Raw genomic sequence first — 17633 nt, 5'->3', positions numbered from 1 at the left:
GGACGCGCCGGGCCTGCCGGGACCCGGAACGCTCAGGCCTTCACATTTGCCACCGAACCGCCGGTCACCCTGACGAGGTCGGCCGGCGTGGTGCGGAAGGCATGGGTCGGCGACCCCGCTGCGGCCCAGACGGGATCGAGGACGAGCAGGTCTTCGTCGATCAGGATGAGGGCCGGCGCCAGATGCCCGACCGGCGCCACGCCGCCGACCGCAAAGCCGGTGGTGGCTTCGACCCAGGCGGGATCTGCCCGCTCGACCTTGCGGCCGAGGGCGGCGCCGACCTTGGCGCGATCGATGCGGTTGATGCCGGAGGCGACCACCAGGATCGGCATCTCGCCCGAGCGGAAGATGATCGACTTGGCGATCTGGGCAACACTGCAGCCCACGGAAGCGGCGGCCTCGGCGGCGGTATGGGTGCCCTCGGCGAACATCGCGATGGTGTCGGGATGCCCGGCCTGCAGCAGGGCCTGCCGGACCCGGTCAATGGCTTGCGTCATGAAATCGTCCTCATCCGAAAGCCTGTCAAGTTAGGGCAGGCAGGCGAGGGTGCCAAGCGAGTCGTGTTTCCCGGGACCGCAGGCGTCTCGCCTGCTCNTCTTGGAAGCACCGAGCTTGCAGGAAAGATAGAGGCAGGCGAGACGCCTGCGGTCCCGGGAACCTCTCCTCACGCCATGCCGTAGCAGAAGCGCGGGATCAGACCGTTCTCGCGGGCCTCGCGTTCCAGGCCCTCCCGGAAATCGGGATGGGCGAGGCCGATCAGGGCCTTGGCGCGCTCGGCCACCGAACGCCCCTTGAGATTGACCATGCCGTATTCGGTGACGACATACATCACGTCGGTGCGCGGCGTGGTGACCACATTGCCCGGCGTCAGATTGAGCACGATACGGCTGCGGCGGTCGCCGCGCTTGTCGAAGGTCGAGGACATGCACAGGAAGGACTTGCCTCCCTTGGAGGCATAGGCGCCGCGCACGAACTGGAGCTGACCGCCGGTGCCCGAGATATGGCGATGGCCGTCGCTCTCGGAGGCCGCCTGGCCCTGCAGATCCATCTGCGTGGTGTTGTTGATCGACACCACATTGTCGTTCTTGGCGATGTTGTGCGGCAGATTGGTGTAGTCGACCGGATAGGATCTGAAATCGGGGTTGCGGTTGATCGCTTCATATTGGCGGCGCGAACCGGCCGCGAAGGTGAAGGCCGAGCAGCCGCGGTCGATGATCTTGCGCGCACCAGTCACCAGGCCGGCGTCATAGAGCGAGACGATACCGTCGGTCATCATCTCGGTATGGATGCCGAGATCATGGATGCCGCTATCCTTGAGGATGGTGCAGACGGCGTTGGGCATGCCGCCTATGCCGATCTGCAGGCAGGCCCCGTCCTCTATTTCCTCGACGATACGGGCCGCGACCGCCCGGTCGATCTCGCTCGGCTCGGGATTGCCGATCTCAGGCGCCTTCTGGCCATCGCCCTCGATGATGTGGTCGACCGCGCTGACATGAACGCGGTTGCCCTCGCCATAGACCGCAGGGGTGTCCTCGTTGACCTCGACGATGATCAGGCGGGCCCGCTCGAGGATGGCCTCGACATAGGTGGCGCCGCCGCCGAAGTTGAAATAACCCTCCGCATCCATCGGCGCCGTCTTGATCACGACGATGTCCACGGGATCGATGAAGCGGCGATAGAAGTCCGGCGCCTCGCCGAAATTGAACGGGATGTAGTTGCAGCGCCCGGCATCGTGCTGCTTGCGGTCATAACCGGAGAAGTGCCAGTTGAACCAGCCGAAATGCTCGCCATTGGGGTCGCATTCCTGGGTGGCGCGCGCCCGCATCGTGAGGCAGTGGCGGATCTTGACGTCATGGAGTTCGTCGCGCCGGGCGGCGAGGGCCACCTCGAAGGCATCGGGCTGGGTCAGTCCGAATCCGTAGTCGAGCCACATGCCGGGCTTGACCCGTGCCGCCGCCTCGGCCGCCGTGATCTTCGTCGCCTGCTTGCCCCGAAGGCCAATGGTCATGGCGCTTCCTCCCAATCGTGACGGCGCTTTGCGCCCTTTGCGGCAGCTTCCCTGACGACCACAGCGCTGTCAACCGAAGGGGAGGGACGGACATGGCTTTCCGGAAGCCGGAGCACGCCACACACGCCTCCCGACAAATGACCATTGCGTCCGCCCGCGATCTCCTCTATATCCCTTTTGAAATGAATATCACATAGTGAAATTTATTTCAACATCAAACGACAACACCGGGAAACAGCCCGGCGAACACCATCGGGAGGTGAGGATGCCCATCAGGAAATGGCTCATCGGACTGGCCGCGAGCGCGGCTTTCGTCTCCAGCGCGAGCGCGCAGGCAGACAGCAAGTTCCGCTGCAAGGAAGGCGAGACCTATGTGATGAACGTCATGGTCTCGGGCGTGGAATATTGGTTCCCGGTCTATGAGGCCTTCAAGCAGGCCGCCCAGTCGATGGGCTGCAAGACGGCCTATACCGGCACGCCGGAATATGACGTCACCAAGCAGATCGCGAGCTTCGACCAGGCCCTGGCCAAGAACCCGGCCGGCATCCTGGTGCATCCGATGAATTCGGATCCCTTCATCGAGCCGATCAACCGCGCCGTGGACTCCGGCGTTTCCGTGGTGACCTTCGCCGCCGACTCGCCCAATTCCAAGCGCGCCTCTTATGTCACCTCCGACAACAATCGGGAGGGTATCGCGGCCGCCGACATGGTCGCCAAGGCGCTGGACGGCAAGGGCGACTATGCCGTGCTGGAGAACCCGGGGCAGGACAACCACGACAAGCGCGTCGCCGCCTTCATCGCCCGCATGGGCGAGAAATATCCCGGCATGAAGCTGGTCGGCCGCGTCGCCACCAACCAGGACCCGACCAAGGCCTATCAGGCGGTGCAGTCCCTCGCCCAGGCCAATCCCAATCTTGCGGCCCTGTTCATGCCCGAGGCCAATTCGGCACTGGGGGCAGCCCAGGCTTCCCAGGAGCTCGGCGGCAAGATCAAGGTGATGACCGCCGACGTGAACGCCAAGATCCTCGACATGATCAAGGCCGGGCAGGTCTTCGGCTCGGTCAATCCCAACCAGGGCATCCAGGGCTATATGGGCTTCATGCTGCTGTTCATGGCCAAGCATCCCGACCTGATCGACCCGATGAACGACTGGAAGCGCGCCGGCTACAACCCGATGGGCGTACCCTTCGTCGACAACGGCTTTGCCGTCGTCTCCAAGGACAATGCCGACGACTTCTACTGGGACGCCTATCTCAAGCGCCGCGGCACCAAGGGCATCGAGGAATAATCGGGGCTCGTCGGACCTGCCTGCAAGCGCAGTGTTCCCAGGCGGCTTTGAATTCCGGATAGGGCAACGCAACCCCTCATCCGCCTGCCGGCACCTTCTCCCGCAAGGGGAGAAGGGAATCATTCTGGCAAGCGCAACGCCAACCAATCGCCTTCTCCCCCTGCGGGAGAAGGTGGCGCGAAGCGCCGGATGAGGGGTCGCACCGCCCTATCCGGACTTCACACCCACTCAGGACGAAGACCGGTCATGACCTATGATCTTGCCCTTGAAGTGACAGGCGTCAGCAAGGCCTACGGCGCGATCCAGGCCCTGCGCAATGTCAGCCTCAGCGTCCGCAAGGGCGAGATCCACGCCCTCGCCGGGGAGAACGGCGCGGGCAAGTCCACGCTGATGAACATCATCGACGGTATCGTCAGGCCCGATGCCGGTGAGATCCGCATCCGCGGTGAAAAGGTCGAGATCGGTTCGCCGGCGCGGGCACAGGCGCTCGGCATCGGCCTGGTGCACCAGGAGATCGCCTTGTGCAGCGGCATCTCGGTGGCCGAGAACATCTTCATGGCCGCGACCAACCGCCGCCAGGCCTTCTTCATGAATTATGGCGAATTGCGCGAAAAGGCCCGCGCCATCCTGGCCGAACTCGGCAGCATCGATCCCGACAGCCTGGTCGGCGAGCTCACCATATCCGAGCAGCAGATCGTCGAGATCGCCAAGGCGCTCACCCTCGACTGCTCCATCCTCATCCTCGACGAGCCGACCGCCGCGCTGACCGAGCGCGAAGCCGGCAAGCTCTTCGCCATCATGGCCGGCCTCAAGGCGCGCGGCATCTCCATCATCTATATCAGCCACCGCATGGCGGAGATCTTCGCCCATTGCGACCGCATCACGGTGCTGCGCGACGGCCAGCACGTTTCCACCGACGACATCGCGCAGATGACGCCCGAAAGCGTGGTCGGCAAGATGGTCGGGCGGGCGCTGGGCACGCTCTATCCGCCGAAAAACCCCGACAGCGCCAAAGCGTCCGCCTTGATGACGGTGCAGGGCCTCTCCGACGGCACGCATTTCAAGGACATCTCCTTCGAGCTCCGGCGTGGCGAGGTGCTGGGCGTCGCCGGGCTGATCGGCGCCGGCCGTACCGAGATGGCGCTCGGCATTTGCGGGCTGATGCGCCGCAGCGCCGGCAGGATCCGGCTCGAGGGACGTGAGGTGACGCCCGCGACCTATGCGGACAGCATCGCCAGCGGCATCGTCTATCTCTCGGAGGACCGCAAGGGATCGGGCGTTTTCCTCGACCTGCCGATCGCCGCGAATGTCTCGGCGCTTGATCTCGGCCGCGTCTCCACCGCCATCGGCTTCGTCGACCGCGCGGCCGAACTGGAGCAGGCGCGGCGCCTCGGCGATCTCCTGCGCCTGCGCCGGGGCTCGCTGAACGATGCGGTCAGCACGCTGTCGGGCGGCAACCAGCAGAAGGTCGCCATCGCCAAGATGCTGTCGGTGTCCCCCAAGGTCATCCTGCTCGACGAGCCGACCCGCGGCGTCGATGTCGGCGCCAAGGCGGAGATCCATCGCATCCTGCGCGACCTCGCCGACCAGGGCACCGGCATCCTGGTGATCTCGTCCGAACTGCCCGAATTGATCGGCCTCGCCGACCGCATCCTCGTCATCCACGAGGGCGGGATCGTCGGCGAGGTCATGGGACCCGACATGACCGAAGACAAACTGATCCGCCTCGCATCGGGACTGAACAAAAACACCGGGAGGGCGGCATGACCGTGATGGGTGAAACCTCAGTGAACCAGAAGCACCCCGAAGCGCCGTCGCCGGCCCGTTCGAACTGGCTGCACGGCCTCGGCAACATGCGCGAGCTCGGCCTCGTGCTGATCATCCTGGCCCTGTGCGTGGTGATGTCCTTCGCCTCGCCCTATTTCCTGACCTGGACCAATCTGCGCGCCATGACGATGTCCTTCGCCGTCGAGGGCATCGTGGTGGTCGGCATGACCGTGCTCCTGATCGTCGGCGCCATCGACCTCTCGGTCGGCTCCGTCGTCTGCTTCGCCATGGTGATCGGCGGCTGGCTCTTCCTGGCGGGTGTCGACCCCTGGCTTGCCAGCGCCATGGCCATCCTCGCCTGCTCCGCCATCGGCGCCGCCATGGCGCTGGCCGTGACGCGCATCGGCCTGCATTCCTTCATCGTCTCGCTCGCCTTCATGGTGATCGTGCGGGGCCTGTGCCTTGCGATCACCGGCGGCACGCCGCTGTCGCTGTTCTCCCTGCCGCCGAGCTTCAAGTTCGTCGGCCAGGGCTCCGTCTACGGTGTGCCCGTGGTGATCCTGATCTTCCTCATCGTGGTCGTCACCTTCGACCTGCTCCTGCGCAAGGCGACCCTGTTCCGCCGCGTCTTCTACACCGGCTCCAACGAACGGGCCGCCGCCTATTCGGGCATCCGCACCGCCCGGGTGAAGTTCTTCTGCATCGTGCTGTGCTCGACCCTGGCCGGTGTCGCCGGCGTCATCTATATGGCCCGCTTCGGCGCGGCGACGCCGACCTTCGGCGTCGGCATGGAGCTCAACATCATCGCCGCCGCCGTGATCGGCGGGGCCAGCCTCAATGGCGGCTCGGGCACCATCCTCGGTGCCATCCTCGGCATGGCGCTGTTGTCGGTGGTGTCGAGCTCGCTGATCCTTCTCGACGTCTCGCCCTACTGGCAGGACACCATACGCGGCCTGATCCTGTTTGCCGCCGTCGCCTTCGATCACCTGCTACATAAGCGCAAGCAGGCTCTGACTCGGAAGGCATAGGACAGGCATCGTGGCAAAAGACAACGAAGGCGACCAGCGGCTCCGCCGCATCCATCGGGTATTGGTCATGCATTACATCGAAGGCCTTTCGCAGGCCGAGATCGCCAAACGCACCGGCCTGTCCCATCCGATGGTCAACCGTCTCGTCAAGGAGGGGCATGAGCGCGGCTATGTCCGGATCGAGGTGAAGTCGCCGCGCCAGGACCTGTTCGAGCTCGAACAGGCGCTGGCCGAGGCGAGCGGTCTCAGCGAGGCGATCGTGGTGCCCTCCGCCTCCGACCAGGACGGCGTCAACCTGCAGGCCGCCGGGCGTTCGGTGGCCGACCACATCCTCACCGTGCTCCGGGACGGCGATACCATCTGCGTCTCCGGCGGGGTCGGCGTCAGCGCGGTCATCCAGGCCCTGGCCCCCACCCGCGCCTATGACGTCACCGTGGTGCCGGCTACCGGCGGCGTGCAGGGCAAGCATTTCGTCGACGTCAATCACCTCGCCGCCCAGCTCGCCTCCAAGCTGCAGGGGCGCGCCTTCCAGATCCACGCGCCGATCTTCGCCGCCTCCCGCACTGAGCGGGACGTGCTGATGTCGCTGCAATCGGTCGGCGAGGTGCTCGACCGGGCGCGCGGCGCCCGCATCGCTTTGGTCGGCATCGGCTCGGTGCTCTCGGAAACATCCACCTATTTCAGCCTGCACGCGCCGGGCGCCGGCGGGCTCGACGGCCTCAGGCAGAGCCGGGCGGCCGGGGAACTGATCGCCCATCTCATCGATGCCGACGGCCGCCTCTGCGACTACCCGCTGAACGAACGCGTGGTCGCGCTCAGCCCCGAGGAACTCAAGGCCATCCCGATGACCATCGGCATCGCCACCGGCGCCCACAAGGCCGAGCCGATCGCCGGCATCCTGCGCGGCGGCTATCTCGACATCCTCGCCACCGACGAGGCCACCGGCACCCACGTTCTCGACATTCTCAAGAGGCCGACATGATCCCTCCGATTCCCCTGCGCACACTGGGCCATTCCGACATCGCCGCCAGCGCCATCGCGCTCGGCACCTGGGCCATGGGCGGCTGGATGTGGGGCGGCCATGACGACGAAGCCTCGATCGCCGCGATCCGTGCCTCCCTCGACAGGGGCGTCACGCTGATCGACACCGCCCCGGCCTATGGGCTCGGCCGGGCCGAGGCGCTGGTCGGGGAGGCCGTCAAAGGCCGCCGCCACGAGGTCGTCATCGCCACCAAATGCGGGCTCAACTGGCATCACGGCAAGGGCAATTACTTCTTCGACGAGATGGACCACAAGGTGCATCGCTATCTCGGCCGCGACGGCATCCTGCACGAAATCGAGCAGAGCCTGACGCGCCTCCAGACCGACTATATCGACCTCTACATCACCCATTGGCAGGACCCGACCACCCCGGTGGCCGAGACCATGGACGCGCTGCTCGAGCTGAAGCGCGCCGGCAAGATCCGCGCCATCGGCGTCAGCAACGTCAGCGCCGACGACCTCACGGCCTATCTCGCCGCCGGCCCTGTCGACGCCATCCAGGAGCGCTACTCCATGCTCGACCGCGAGATCGAAACCAGCCTCCTGCCGATCTGCGCCGCCAACGGCGTCTCCACGCTCAGCTATTCCTCGCTCGCGCTGGGCCTGCTTACCGGCAAGATCGGGCCGGAGCGCGACTTCGCCGGAGACGACCTGCGCAAGGACAATCCGCGCTTCTCGCGCGACAACCGCGCCCGCGTCGCCGATTTCGCCGCCGCGGTGGCCCCGATCGCCTCCACCCACGGCGCGACGATCGCCCAGCTCGTGATCGCCTGGACCATCGCCCAGCCAGGCATCACCTATGCCCTGTGCGGCGCACGCGACGACAAGCAGGCCAGCGAGAATGCCGCCGCCGGGCGCCTCATTCTATCGGCCGACGACCTCGCCGCCATCGACCGCGCCATCGCGGCCCATCTTGCCGCCGTCACGGCCTGACAGGGTGGAGTTGCAGGCATGACGCCTAAACCAGGCCATGGCGACGCCAGCTGGCGAGGCTCTTCGGGGGGCGGGTCTTCAGACCCGGCTGCAAACACCACGCTCGCAGGCGGGTCTGAAGACCCGCCCCCCAGGGTCGGTACGAGCCGGGCGGAACGGCTCGACAGGCTGCGCGCGAAGACCCGCATAGCGGTCCTCGTCGTCGGCGGCGGCATCAACGGCATCAGCACCTTTCGCGAACTCGCTTTGCAGGGGATCGACGTCGTGCTCGTCGAGCGCGGGGATTTCATGAGCGGGGCCAGCGCAGCGCCATCCCGCATGATCCATGGCGGGCTGCGCTACCTGGAGAATGGCGAGTTCGGACTGGTGAAGGAGTCCCTGCTGGAGCGCAACCGCCTCCTGCGCAACGCGCCCCATTACGTCAGCGCGCTGCCGACCCTGATCCCGCTGGCCGATCGTTTCTCCGGCACGCTGTCGGCGGCGCGCCGCTTTCTCGGCGGGCGGCCGAAGCCGGGACCGCGCGGCGCCCTGATCGTGCGGCTGGGGCTCGCCCTCTACGATTTCTATGCCCGCCGCGAACGCCAATTGCCGAAGAGCCGTTTCTTCGGCCGCCGCGCCACCCGCTTTAACTGGCCCGACTTCCATCCCGACATCAACTATGCCGCCCTTTATCACGATGCCAAGATCAGCCGGCCGGAGCAGCTCGGCCTCGAACTGATCGCCGATGCCGAGTCGGCCTGCCCCCAGGCGCTGGCGCTCAACCATCTCGGCCTCGCCAGGCTGGACGGCACCATCGCCGAACTCACCGACAGCCTGACCGGCGAGCGCATCACCCTCACCGCCGAGGTGATCGTCAATGCCAGCGGGGCCTGGATCGACCAGACCAACGCCCTGATCTCAGGCCGGCAGACCGTGCTAATAGGCGGCACCAAGGGCTCCCATCTCGTCCTCGACAGCCCCGCCCTCCTCAAGGCCATCGGCGAGCGCATGGTCTATTTCGCCAATCGCGAAGGGCGCGTGTGCATCCTGTTCGCCCATTTCGGCCATATCCTCGCCGGCTCGACCGACATCCGCGTCGACACGCCCGATGGCGTGCGCTGCGAGGCCAGCGAAGCCGCCTATATCCTGGAGTCGATCCGCGAGGTCTTCCCCGGCATCGCTTTGTCGGAAGTCGACATCCTGTTCCGCTTCGCCGGCGTGCGTCCTTTGCCGCGGGCCGATGCGAATGTGAATGCCGAGATCTCGCGCGATCATAGCTGCGAATGGTCGACGCCTCCCGGGCCGGTTCCCGTCCTCAACCTCGTCGGCGGCAAGTGGACGACCTTCCGTGCCTTCGGTGCCCAGGCCGCGGATACGGTGCTGGCCCGCCTCGGGACAGACCGCACGCGTTCGAGCGAAGCCCTGGCGATCGGCGGCGGCAAGGGCTTCCCGCAAGGCGAGGCCGAACGCCGGGACTGGCTGCGCCAGGTTGCCATCTCGACAGGGACTTCGGAAGAGCGCTGCGCCGCCTTGTTCGAGCGCTACGGCACGCGCATGCTCGATTTCATGCCCGGCGCCGACGATGCCCTCCTCGCCTCGCTACCAAGCTACAGCCGCGACGAGGTCCGTTGGATCCTCGCCACCGGTCAGGTCGCCACCCTGGCCGACCTGGTGCTGCGGCGCATGACCATCGCCTTCAGCGGCGAGCTGTCGCTCGACACCATCCACGAATTGGCCGCGCTGGCGGCTTCCCCTCTGGGCTGGAGCCAGGCGCAGACCCAAGCCGAGATCGACCGGCTGCTCACCCATCTCGATCACCATCACGGCCTCGCGGCGACGACGCTCGTGGCCCGCAACTCTTCACTTCCGGCCCCTCTTTTACCCTCCCCTGTAGGGGGAGGGTCGACGCGAAGCGTCGGGGTGGGGTGATTTCTTGGCGAGGAAGTTTCTCCTCCCTGCCCCTTTGCCGATTCCACCCCACCCCGGCCCTATGGGCCGACCCTCCCCCTCCAGGGGAGGGTAAAGAAAACCACAGGGAAGGCCCATGTATCTCACCAAGAAAGTCCGGATGAACCGCCTGTTCGGCGCCGGCAAATGTCTTGACGTCGCCATCGACCACGGCGTGTGCAACGAGCCTTCCTTCCTCGACGGGCTGGAGGACATGGACAAGGTCGTGCGCATGCTGGCCGATGCCGGCCCCGATGCCATCCAGATGAATTACGGCCAGGCCGACTTGCTGCAGGAGATGCCGGGCAAGCACAAGCCTGCTTTGGTGATGCGCATCGACATGGGCAATCCCTATAACCGCCAGCGCCATCGCGAGATGTGGGCCCTCCTGCAGAACGCGCAGGATCCGATCGCCCCGGCGCTGCGCATGGATGCGGCCTGCGTGGTGGTCAATCTCTTCATGCTGCCGGACGAGCCCGGCCTGTTCCGGCAATGCATCGAGAATATTTCGCGCGTGGCCCAGGATTGCGAGAAATACGGCATGCCGCTGATGATCGAGCCTTTGGTCATGCAGCCTGCCAGCGAACGCGGCGGCTATCTCGTCGATGGCGACGCCGAAAAGATCGTGACATTGGTGCGCCTTGCCCGCGAACTCGGCGCCGATATCGTCAAGGCCGACCCGACCAGCGATCCCGCCGATTTCCATCGCGTGGTCGAGGCCGCCCGCTGCCCCGTGCTGGTGCGCGGCGGCGGCAAGGCGGATCTGCGCCAGGTCTTCGCCAATTCCCACGCTTTGATGCGCCAGGGCGCGCATGGCATGGTCTATGGCCGCAACATCTACCAGCACGACAATCCGGCCCGCGTGGTCAAGGCCCTGATGGCGATGATCCATCAGGGCGCCGACGATGGCGAGGCCTGGGCCATCTACGAGGCCGCAGCGTGACGCGCCATCTCCTCGGCATCGATGCAGGCAATACCGTGGTCAAGGGCGTCCTGTTCGACCTCGAAGGACGGGTCCTGGCGCGGGGAGCGCTGGACGGCCAGTCGCGACAGCCCCAGCCCGGCTATGTCGAGCGCGACATCGCCGAACTCTGGGCCAATGCCGCCACGGTGATCCGGCGCTGCCTCATGGAGGCCGGCGTCGAGGGCAAGGACGTCATCGGCATCGGCACGGCCGGCCACGGCAACGGTCTCTATCTCATCGACCGGGACGATCAGCCCCTCATCGGCATCCAGTCGATCGACAACCGAGCCGCCGGCCTCGCGGCCGAACTGCGCGCCTCGCCGGCTGCCGACGCCCTCTATCCGCTCTGCCTGCAGCGGCCCTGGCCGGCGCAGACGGCGACACTGTTGCTCTGGCTGAAGCAGAACCGCCCCGATCTCTATGCCCGGGCCGGCACCGCCTTCCTGTGCAAGGATGCGCTGACTCTGCTGCTCACCGGCAACCGCGTCTCCGATTTTTCGGATATGAGCGGTGCCGGCCTGCTGCGCCTGCCCGAGCGGCGCTATGACGAAGCCCTGCTCGCCGCCTATGGCCTCGGCGATGCCGCCGGACTGCTGCCGGAGCTTGTCGAATCCGAAGCCTCGGCCGGCGGCGTCACCGCCAGCGCCGCGGCGGCCACCGGGCTCGCCGAGGGAACGCCGGTCGCCGCCGGCTTCTTCGACATCATCGCCTCGATGATCGGGGCCGGCGTCAACACGCCCGGCGAGGCGGCGATCGTGGCCGGCACCTGGAGCATCAACCAGGTGGTGCGCGAGACGCCGCTGATCGACAACACCATCTTCCACGCCTCGACCTGGCGCCCGGACCGCTATGTCGCGGTCGAATCCAGCGCCACCTCGGCCGTCAATCTCGAATGGTTCGTGCGCGAGTTCGGCGGCGGGCACGGCCCGGCCGCATTCGAGGCCTGCAATGGGCTGGTGGCATCGGTTGCCCCGCATCCGGAGCTGCCGCTGTTCCTGCCCTTCCTGTTCGGCGCGTCCACCCATCCCGATGCACGCGGCGCCTTCATCGGCCTCGCAGGCTGGCACGGCAAGGCGGAGATGCTGCATGCGCTCTATGAGGGCGTGGTGTTCGAACATCGCCGCCATATCGAGCGCCTGCGCCGTGCCGGCACCGAGATCACCCGCGCTTCCCTGTCCGGCGGCGGCTCGCGCAGCCCGGTCTGGTGCCAGATGTTCGCCGACATCCTCGACCTGCCGGTCACCGTGGCCGAATGCCAGGAAACCGGCGCGCTGGGCGCGGCCATCGCGGCGGGCGTCGCAGCCGGAACCTTTGCAACGCTCGACGACGGCATCGCCACCATGGTGCGCCAGGCCGCTCAGTACCAGCCCCGCACCGCGGACAGGGCGCTGGTGGAGGCGCGCTACCGCCTCTATTGTGGCCTCGCGGAGACCATGCCCGAACACTGGAAACGCTATCGCGAGGGCGCATGAACAAATGTCGCGATAGCGAACGCATCGATCTCGGCGCTTACGACTATGTCGTCGTCGGCGCCGGATCCGGCGGCTGCGTGCTGGCCAACCGGCTCTCCGCCGATCCCAAGGTCCGGGTGCTGCTGCTCGAAGCCGGCGGCTCGGACCGCTATCACTGGATCCACATCCCGGTCGGCTATCTCTATTGCATGGGCAATCCGCGCACCGACTGGGGCTACAGGACCGTCGCCGAGCCGGGCCTGAACGGGCGCAGCCTCGCCTATCCGCGCGGCCGGGTGATGGGCGGCTGCTCCTCGATCAACGGCATGATCTACATGCGAGGCCAGGCTGCCGATTATGACCAATGGCAGCAGCTCGGCAATGCCGGCTGGGGCTGGGACGACGTGCTGCCGCTGTTCCGGCGCTCGGAGAACCACCATGCCGGGAGCGCGCCCTTTCATGGTTCGCAGGGCGAGCTGCGCGTCGAGCGCCAGCGCCTGTCCTGGCCGATCCTGGACTCGGTGCGCGAGGCGGCCGAGGAACTCGGCGTGCCCCAGATCGACGACTTCAATGCCGGCGACAACAGCGGCTCGGCCTATTTCGAGGTCAACCAGAAGGCCGGTTTCCGCTTCAACGCCGTCAGGGCCTTCATCAACCCCGTCAGGCATCGCAAGAACCTCACCATCCTCACCGGGACGATGGCCGAGCGCATCCGCTTCGCGAACGGACGTGCCGAAGGCCTCGAACTGAAGCTGGGTGGCAAGCCGGCTAACGTCTCCATCAAGCGCGAGCTGGTACTGGCGGCCGGCGCCATCGGCACGCCGCAGCTCCTGCAGCTGTCCGGCGTCGGCCCGGCGGCGCTGCTGGCCAGGCACGGCATCCCGCTCGTGCTGGAGGCGCCCGGGGTCGGCGAGAACCTGCAGGACCATCTGCAGATCCGCACCGTGTTCAGGATCAGCGGCGCACGCACCTTGAACGAATGGCAGGCCTCGCTGCTGGGAAAGGCCGAGATCGCCCTCACCTATGCCCTCAAGCGTTCGGGGCCGATGGCGATGGCACCGAGCCAGCTCGGCATCTTCATGAAGTCGGATCCGCGCTTTGCCAGCGCCAATATCGAGTTTCACGTGCAGCCCCTGTCACTCGACGCCTTCGGTTCGCCGCTGCATCCTTTTCCGGCCATCACCGTCTCGGTCTGCAATCTCCGGCCGGAGGCACGCGGCCATGTCCGCATCATCTCGCCGGATGCCCGGACCCATCCCGAAATCGCCCCGAACTACCTCTCGACCGAGGGCGACCGCGCGGTTGCGGCCGATTCGATCCGCGCAGCCCGCCGCCTGATGGCGACGAAGCGGATGCAGGCCTTCCGGCCGGAAGAACTGAAGCCCGGGCCGGCGATCCAATCGGCCGAGGATCTCGCCAAGGCCGCCGGCGACATCGCCACCACCATCTTCCATCCGGTCGGCACGGCCCGGATGGGCAGCGATGCGGCGGCCGTGGTCGATCCCGAGCTGCGCCTGCGCGGTATGTCCGGCCTGCGCATCGCCGATGCCTCTGTCATGCCGACCATCGTCTCCGGCAACACCCACGCACCCGTGGTGATGATCGCCGAGAAGGCCTCCGACATGATCGCGGCGGCCTGGCGGGGGTGAGGTCGTCCTTAGGGGCGGGTTTTCGGAACCGGCTCTTTCAAAGTGTTGAGGTCCGAGTCCAAAAAGGGCGGCGCCACAGGGCAATCGGGTGAAGGTGATTTGTCATCCCGCGCGCATTGCAGCACGAAGTGATGCGATGCAGATGCGGGATCGCAAGACGATAGAACGGTATTTTCATCACGGTTCCGGGTCTGCATAGCGGCATTGCATGCCGCAATGCGCCCGGAATGACCCGGTTTGATCGTTCACCCGATTGCCCTGGGCGGTGCCACCCCTCTTCTTCCAAAATAATGCGACAATCCTTCGCTCTGGACGCAGGCCGATTCCGGGTCTAACCTTGGAATCGTTCCGAGGGGTGTCCTGCGCAAGCGGGGCTGAGATGGCCTAGAGCCGAACCCTTCGAACCTGATCCGGGTCATGCCGGCGAAGGGACGGGAACAGGGCTTTGGCGCTAGAAATTGGCTCCAGGTCCCGGAATTGGCTGAGATGCCGGTTCTGCCCAGACAATCGTCGCCCCGGATCTCCATGACTCGCAACGAGGAGGAGATCCATGAACATCCAAAATCCCAAGACCAAGATCGCCGCGCCCCAAAGCGTGACCACCGGCCCCATTGCCGGCTCCCGCAAGGTCTATGCGGCCCCCGCTTCGCATCCTGAAATGCGGGTGCCCTTCCGCGAGATCGCGCTGAGCGACGCGTCGCTCGCTCCCATCCGCGTCTACGATCCCTCCGGCCCCTACACCGAGGACGGCGCCAGCATCGACCTGAAGCAGGGCCTGCCGACCCTGCGCGAGGACTGGATCGCGGCGCGCGGCTTCGGCGCGATCGAGGGCCGGGCCGTCAAGCCGGAAGACAATGGCAATGTCTCCGCCGACCGGCTGGTGGCCCCCTGCCCGGCCGAACGCAAGCTGCGCCGGGGTGCCGATGGCCAGCGCGTCACCCAATATGAATTCGCCAAGGCCGGCATCGTCACCGAAGAAATGGTCTACGCCGCCTTCCGCGAGAACCTCGCCCGCGAGAAAGCCCTCGAAGGCGCGGCCGGGCGCCGGGCCGATGGCGAGGATTTCGGCGCGGCCATTCCGCAATTCGTCACGCCGGAATTCGTGCGCGACGAAATCGCCCTGGGCCGGGCCATCCTGCCCGCCAACATCAACCATCTCGAACTCGAGCCGATGGTGATCGGCCGCAACTTCCTGGTGAAGGTCAACGCCAATATCGGCAACTCGGCCGTCACCTCCGGCGCCGCCGAGGAAGTGGAGAAGTTGGTCTGGGCGACGCGCTGGGGCGCCGATACGGTGATGGACCTCTCCACCGGACGCAACATCCACAACATCCGCTCCTGGATCCTGCGCAACTCGCCGGTGCCGATCGGCACGGTGCCGATCTACCAGGCGCTGGAGAAGGTCGACGGCGATCCCCTCAAGCTCGACTGGGAAGTCTTCAAGGATACGCTGATCGAGCAGGCCGAGCAGGGCGTCGACTACTTCACCATCCATGCCGGCGTTCGCCTCGCCCATGTGCCGCTCACCGCCAGCCGCGTCACCGGCATCGTCTCGCGCGGCGGCTCGATCATGGCGCGCTGGTGCCTGGCCGGTCATCGCGAGAGCTTCCTCTATGAGCATTTCGGCGACATCTGCGACATCATGCGCCGCTATGACGTCTCCTTCTCGCTCGGCGACGGCTTGCGTCCCGGCTCGATCGCCGATGCCAACGACGCAGCCCAGTTCGCCGAACTGGAGACGCTGGGTGAACTGACCAAGATCGCCTGGGACAGGGGCTGCCAGGTGATGATCGAGGGACCGGGCCATGTGCCCATGCACAAGATCAAGCAGAACATGGACAAGCAGCTTGCCGCCTGCGGCGAAGCCCCGTTCTACACGCTCGGGCCGCTGACGACCGACATCGCGCCGGGCTATGACCACATCACCTCCGGCATCGGCGCGGCGATGATCGGCTGGTTCGGCACGGCGATGCTCTGCTACGTCACGCCCAAGGAGCATCTCGGCCTGCCCAACCGCGACGACGTCAAGACCGGCGTGATCACATATCGCATCGCCGCCCATGCCGCCGATCTCGCCAAGGGCCATCCCGCCGCCAAGGTCCGCGACGACGCCCTGTCGCAGGCCCGCTTCGACTTCCGCTGGGAGGACCAGTTCAACCTCTCCCTCGATCCGGATACGGCGCGCGCCTATCACGACGAGACCTTGCCCAAGGATGTGCACAAGGTCGCGCATTTCTGCTCGATGTGCGGGCCAAAATTCTGCTCGATGAAGATCACGCAGGATCTTCGCGACGAGGTGCGGGCGATGGAGGAAGCCGCGCGGCAGGGCATGGCGGAAAAATCGCGCGAATTCCTCGAACAGGGCGGGGCCCTCTATGTCCCGGCCGAATGACGTCAAGCGCGTCACCGTGGTGGGGGCCGGCGTCGCCGGCCTCGTCACAGCGATGGAATGCGCGGCGCGAGGCGCCGAGGTCGAGATCCTGGAGCGCAGCGAGGTCCTGGGTGCCCAGGCCTGTTCCCGGCTGGCCGGCGGTATGCTCGCGCCCTGGTGCGAACGAGAAAGCGCCGAGATCGAGGTCGAGCGGCGCGGCGAACTCGCGCTCGCCTGGTGGCCGCGCCATGTGCGGGAAACAGTGCAGCGCGGCACGTTAGTGGTCGCGCCTGCCCGCGACGGCAGCGAGATCGCCCGTTTCGCCCGTCGTACGACAGCGCATGTCCCGGTGGACGTATCAGGCATCGCCACGCTCGAACCGGATCTTGCCGGCCGCTTCCACCAGGGCCTGTTCTTTCCGCGCGAAGCCCATCTCGACCCGAGACAGGCGCTGCAGGTACTGGCCAGACGCCTCGCCGAGCTCGGCGTGACCATCCGTTTCGGAACCGAGGCCGAGCCGCACGCCGTCGATGCGGACGCCGTGATCGACTGCCGCGGCTTTGCCGCGCGCGCCGAACTGCCCGATCTGCGCGGTGTCCGGGGCGAGGCCATCGTGGTCCACGCGCCGGGCGTCACCCTCTCCCGGCCCGTGCGTTTCCTGCACCCGCGCTTTCCCCTCTATATCGTGCCGCGCACCGACCATCGCTTCATGATCGGCGCCACCATGATCGAGAGCGAGCATGACGGGCCACCGACCCTGCGCTCGACCATGGAACTGATCGCCGCGGCCTTCAGCCTGCATCCGGCCTTCGGCGAGGCCGAGATCCTCCAGCTCGAAGCCGGGCTGCGCCCCGCCTTTCCCGACAATCTGCCGCGCCTCACCGTGGTCGGGCGCGTCATCTCGCTCAACGGCCTGTTCCGCCACGGCTTCCTGCTCTCGCCGGCCCTGGCCCAGGAAGCCGCCGACCGGATCCTGCCCGTGCGGACAGCCCAGCAAGGAGTTAGCGCATGACCTTGACCGTCAACGGCGAACGCCAGGAAACCGATGCCGCTACCCTCGCTTGCCTGCTCGAAGCGCTCGAGCTCAACGAGGCCGTGGTGGCTACCGCCCTCAACGGACGCTTCGTGAGGGCCGTCGATCGCGACCGCACCGCCCTCAAGGATGGCGACGCTGTCGAGATCCTCGCACCCCGGCAGGGAGGATGAC

Annotated in this window: 14 protein-coding genes and 1 riboswitch; of the genes, 12 read left to right on the top strand and 2 right to left on the bottom strand. The window is 66.5% G+C overall.

Features of this window, described 5'->3' with window-relative positions:
• Positions 1–32: 32 nt before the first annotated feature.
• Both ACTJKX_RS27770 and ACTJKX_RS27765 read right to left on the bottom strand, forming a co-directional pair.
• Complete coding sequence (locus tag ACTJKX_RS27770; RefSeq protein ID WP_440727220.1) at positions 33–497, bottom strand: YbaK/EbsC family protein; 465 nt, start codon at positions 495–497, stop codon at positions 33–35.
• Between the two features lie 167 nt (positions 498–664).
• Entirely contained in the window at positions 665–2008 is a 1344-nt protein-coding gene (locus ACTJKX_RS27765) for an acetyl-CoA hydrolase/transferase family protein (RefSeq protein ID WP_311937771.1), read from the bottom strand.
• Between the two features lie 376 nt (positions 2009–2384).
• On the opposite strand from ACTJKX_RS27765, the gene ACTJKX_RS27760 reads away from it, so the two are divergent.
• The 12 genes from ACTJKX_RS27760 (at position 2385) to thiS (ending at position 17632) form a co-directional block, all read left to right on the top strand.
• Positions 2385–3296, top strand: coding sequence for a substrate-binding domain-containing protein (locus tag ACTJKX_RS27760; protein WP_394312734.1), 912 nt, complete (start codon positions 2385–2387; stop codon positions 3294–3296).
• Between the two features lie 246 nt (positions 3297–3542).
• Entirely contained in the window at positions 3543–5063 is a 1521-nt protein-coding gene (locus tag ACTJKX_RS27755; RefSeq protein WP_440727219.1) for a sugar ABC transporter ATP-binding protein, read from the top strand.
• Positions 5064–5149: 86 nt separating this feature from the next.
• Positions 5150–6091 carry an ABC transporter permease gene (locus ACTJKX_RS27750; protein WP_440727280.1) on the top strand — a complete coding sequence of 314 codons (942 nt, stop codon included), beginning with the start codon at positions 5150–5152 and terminating at the stop codon, positions 6089–6091.
• A 10-nt stretch (positions 6092–6101) separates the two neighbouring features.
• Positions 6102–7073 carry a sugar-binding transcriptional regulator gene (locus ACTJKX_RS27745; RefSeq protein WP_440727218.1) on the top strand — a complete coding sequence of 324 codons (972 nt, stop codon included), beginning with the start codon at positions 6102–6104 and terminating at the stop codon, positions 7071–7073.
• Entirely contained in the window at positions 7070–8065 is a 996-nt protein-coding gene (locus tag ACTJKX_RS27740; RefSeq protein ID WP_440727217.1) for an aldo/keto reductase, read from the top strand. Before ACTJKX_RS27745 ends, ACTJKX_RS27740 begins: the two co-directional genes overlap by 4 nt.
• 18 nt (positions 8066–8083) lie before the next feature.
• A complete protein-coding gene (locus ACTJKX_RS27735) occupies positions 8084–9973 on the top strand; it encodes a glycerol-3-phosphate dehydrogenase/oxidase (RefSeq protein WP_440727216.1) in 1890 nt (629 codons plus the stop codon).
• A 115-nt stretch (positions 9974–10088) separates the two neighbouring features.
• On the top strand, positions 10089–10934 hold the full coding sequence (locus tag ACTJKX_RS27730; RefSeq protein WP_440727215.1) for a class I fructose-bisphosphate aldolase: 846 nt from the start codon (positions 10089–10091) through the stop codon (positions 10932–10934).
• Positions 10931–12427 carry an FGGY-family carbohydrate kinase gene (locus ACTJKX_RS27725; protein WP_440727214.1) on the top strand — a complete coding sequence of 499 codons (1497 nt, stop codon included), beginning with the start codon at positions 10931–10933 and terminating at the stop codon, positions 12425–12427. The genes ACTJKX_RS27730 and ACTJKX_RS27725 overlap by 4 nt, the downstream gene beginning before the upstream one ends.
• Positions 12424–14055 carry a GMC family oxidoreductase gene (locus tag ACTJKX_RS27720; RefSeq protein WP_440727213.1) on the top strand — a complete coding sequence of 544 codons (1632 nt, stop codon included), beginning with the start codon at positions 12424–12426 and terminating at the stop codon, positions 14053–14055. Before ACTJKX_RS27725 ends, ACTJKX_RS27720 begins: the two co-directional genes overlap by 4 nt.
• A 341-nt stretch (positions 14056–14396) precedes the next feature.
• Positions 14397–14504, top strand: a riboswitch (TPP riboswitch).
• A gap of 101 nt (positions 14505–14605) precedes the next feature.
• Positions 14606–16447 carry a phosphomethylpyrimidine synthase ThiC gene (gene thiC / locus ACTJKX_RS27715; RefSeq protein WP_440727212.1) on the top strand — a complete coding sequence of 614 codons (1842 nt, stop codon included), beginning with the start codon at positions 14606–14608 and terminating at the stop codon, positions 16445–16447.
• On the top strand, positions 16431–17438 hold the full coding sequence (gene thiO, locus ACTJKX_RS27710; protein ID WP_440727211.1) for a glycine oxidase ThiO: 1008 nt from the start codon (positions 16431–16433) through the stop codon (positions 17436–17438). Before thiC ends, thiO begins: the two co-directional genes overlap by 17 nt.
• Positions 17435–17632 carry a sulfur carrier protein ThiS gene (thiS, locus tag ACTJKX_RS27705; protein WP_149253287.1) on the top strand — a complete coding sequence of 66 codons (198 nt, stop codon included), beginning with the start codon at positions 17435–17437 and terminating at the stop codon, positions 17630–17632. Before thiO ends, thiS begins: the two co-directional genes overlap by 4 nt.
• The last annotated feature ends 1 nt before the right edge of the window (position 17633 follow it).

Origin of the sequence: Labrys sp. 22185 (assembly GCF_052045555.1) — a bacterium.
Lineage (GTDB): Bacteria > Pseudomonadota > Alphaproteobacteria > Rhizobiales > Labraceae > Labrys > Labrys neptuniae.
This window is presented reverse-complemented; position numbering and strand designations above follow the sequence as displayed.

Bases quoted from the DNA above. Each gene is read 5' to 3' on its own strand.
- thiS (WP_149253287.1), top strand. From the start codon at position 17,435: ATGACCTTGACCGTCAACGGCGAACGCCAGGAAACCGATGCCGCTACC.
- ACTJKX_RS27730 (WP_440727215.1), top strand. From the start codon at position 10,089: ATGTATCTCACCAAGAAAGTCCGGATGAACCGCCTGTTCGGCGCCGGC.
- ACTJKX_RS27740 (WP_440727217.1), top strand. From the start codon at position 7,070: ATGATCCCTCCGATTCCCCTGCGCACACTGGGCCATTCCGACATCGCC.
- ACTJKX_RS27765 (WP_311937771.1), bottom strand. From the start codon at position 2,008: ATGACCATTGGCCTTCGGGGCAAGCAGGCGACGAAGATCACGGCGGCC.
- ACTJKX_RS27755 (WP_440727219.1), top strand. From the start codon at position 3,543: ATGACCTATGATCTTGCCCTTGAAGTGACAGGCGTCAGCAAGGCCTAC.
- ACTJKX_RS27770 (WP_440727220.1), bottom strand. From the start codon at position 497: ATGACGCAAGCCATTGACCGGGTCCGGCAGGCCCTGCTGCAGGCCGGG.
- ACTJKX_RS27735 (WP_440727216.1), top strand. From the start codon at position 8,084: ATGACGCCTAAACCAGGCCATGGCGACGCCAGCTGGCGAGGCTCTTCG.
- ACTJKX_RS27720 (WP_440727213.1), top strand. From the start codon at position 12,424: ATGAACAAATGTCGCGATAGCGAACGCATCGATCTCGGCGCTTACGAC.
- ACTJKX_RS27750 (WP_440727280.1), top strand. From the start codon at position 5,150: ATGCGCGAGCTCGGCCTCGTGCTGATCATCCTGGCCCTGTGCGTGGTG.
- thiC (WP_440727212.1), top strand. From the start codon at position 14,606: ATGAACATCCAAAATCCCAAGACCAAGATCGCCGCGCCCCAAAGCGTG.
- ACTJKX_RS27760 (WP_394312734.1), top strand. From the start codon at position 2,385: ATGAACGTCATGGTCTCGGGCGTGGAATATTGGTTCCCGGTCTATGAG.
- thiO (WP_440727211.1), top strand. From the start codon at position 16,431: ATGTCCCGGCCGAATGACGTCAAGCGCGTCACCGTGGTGGGGGCCGGC.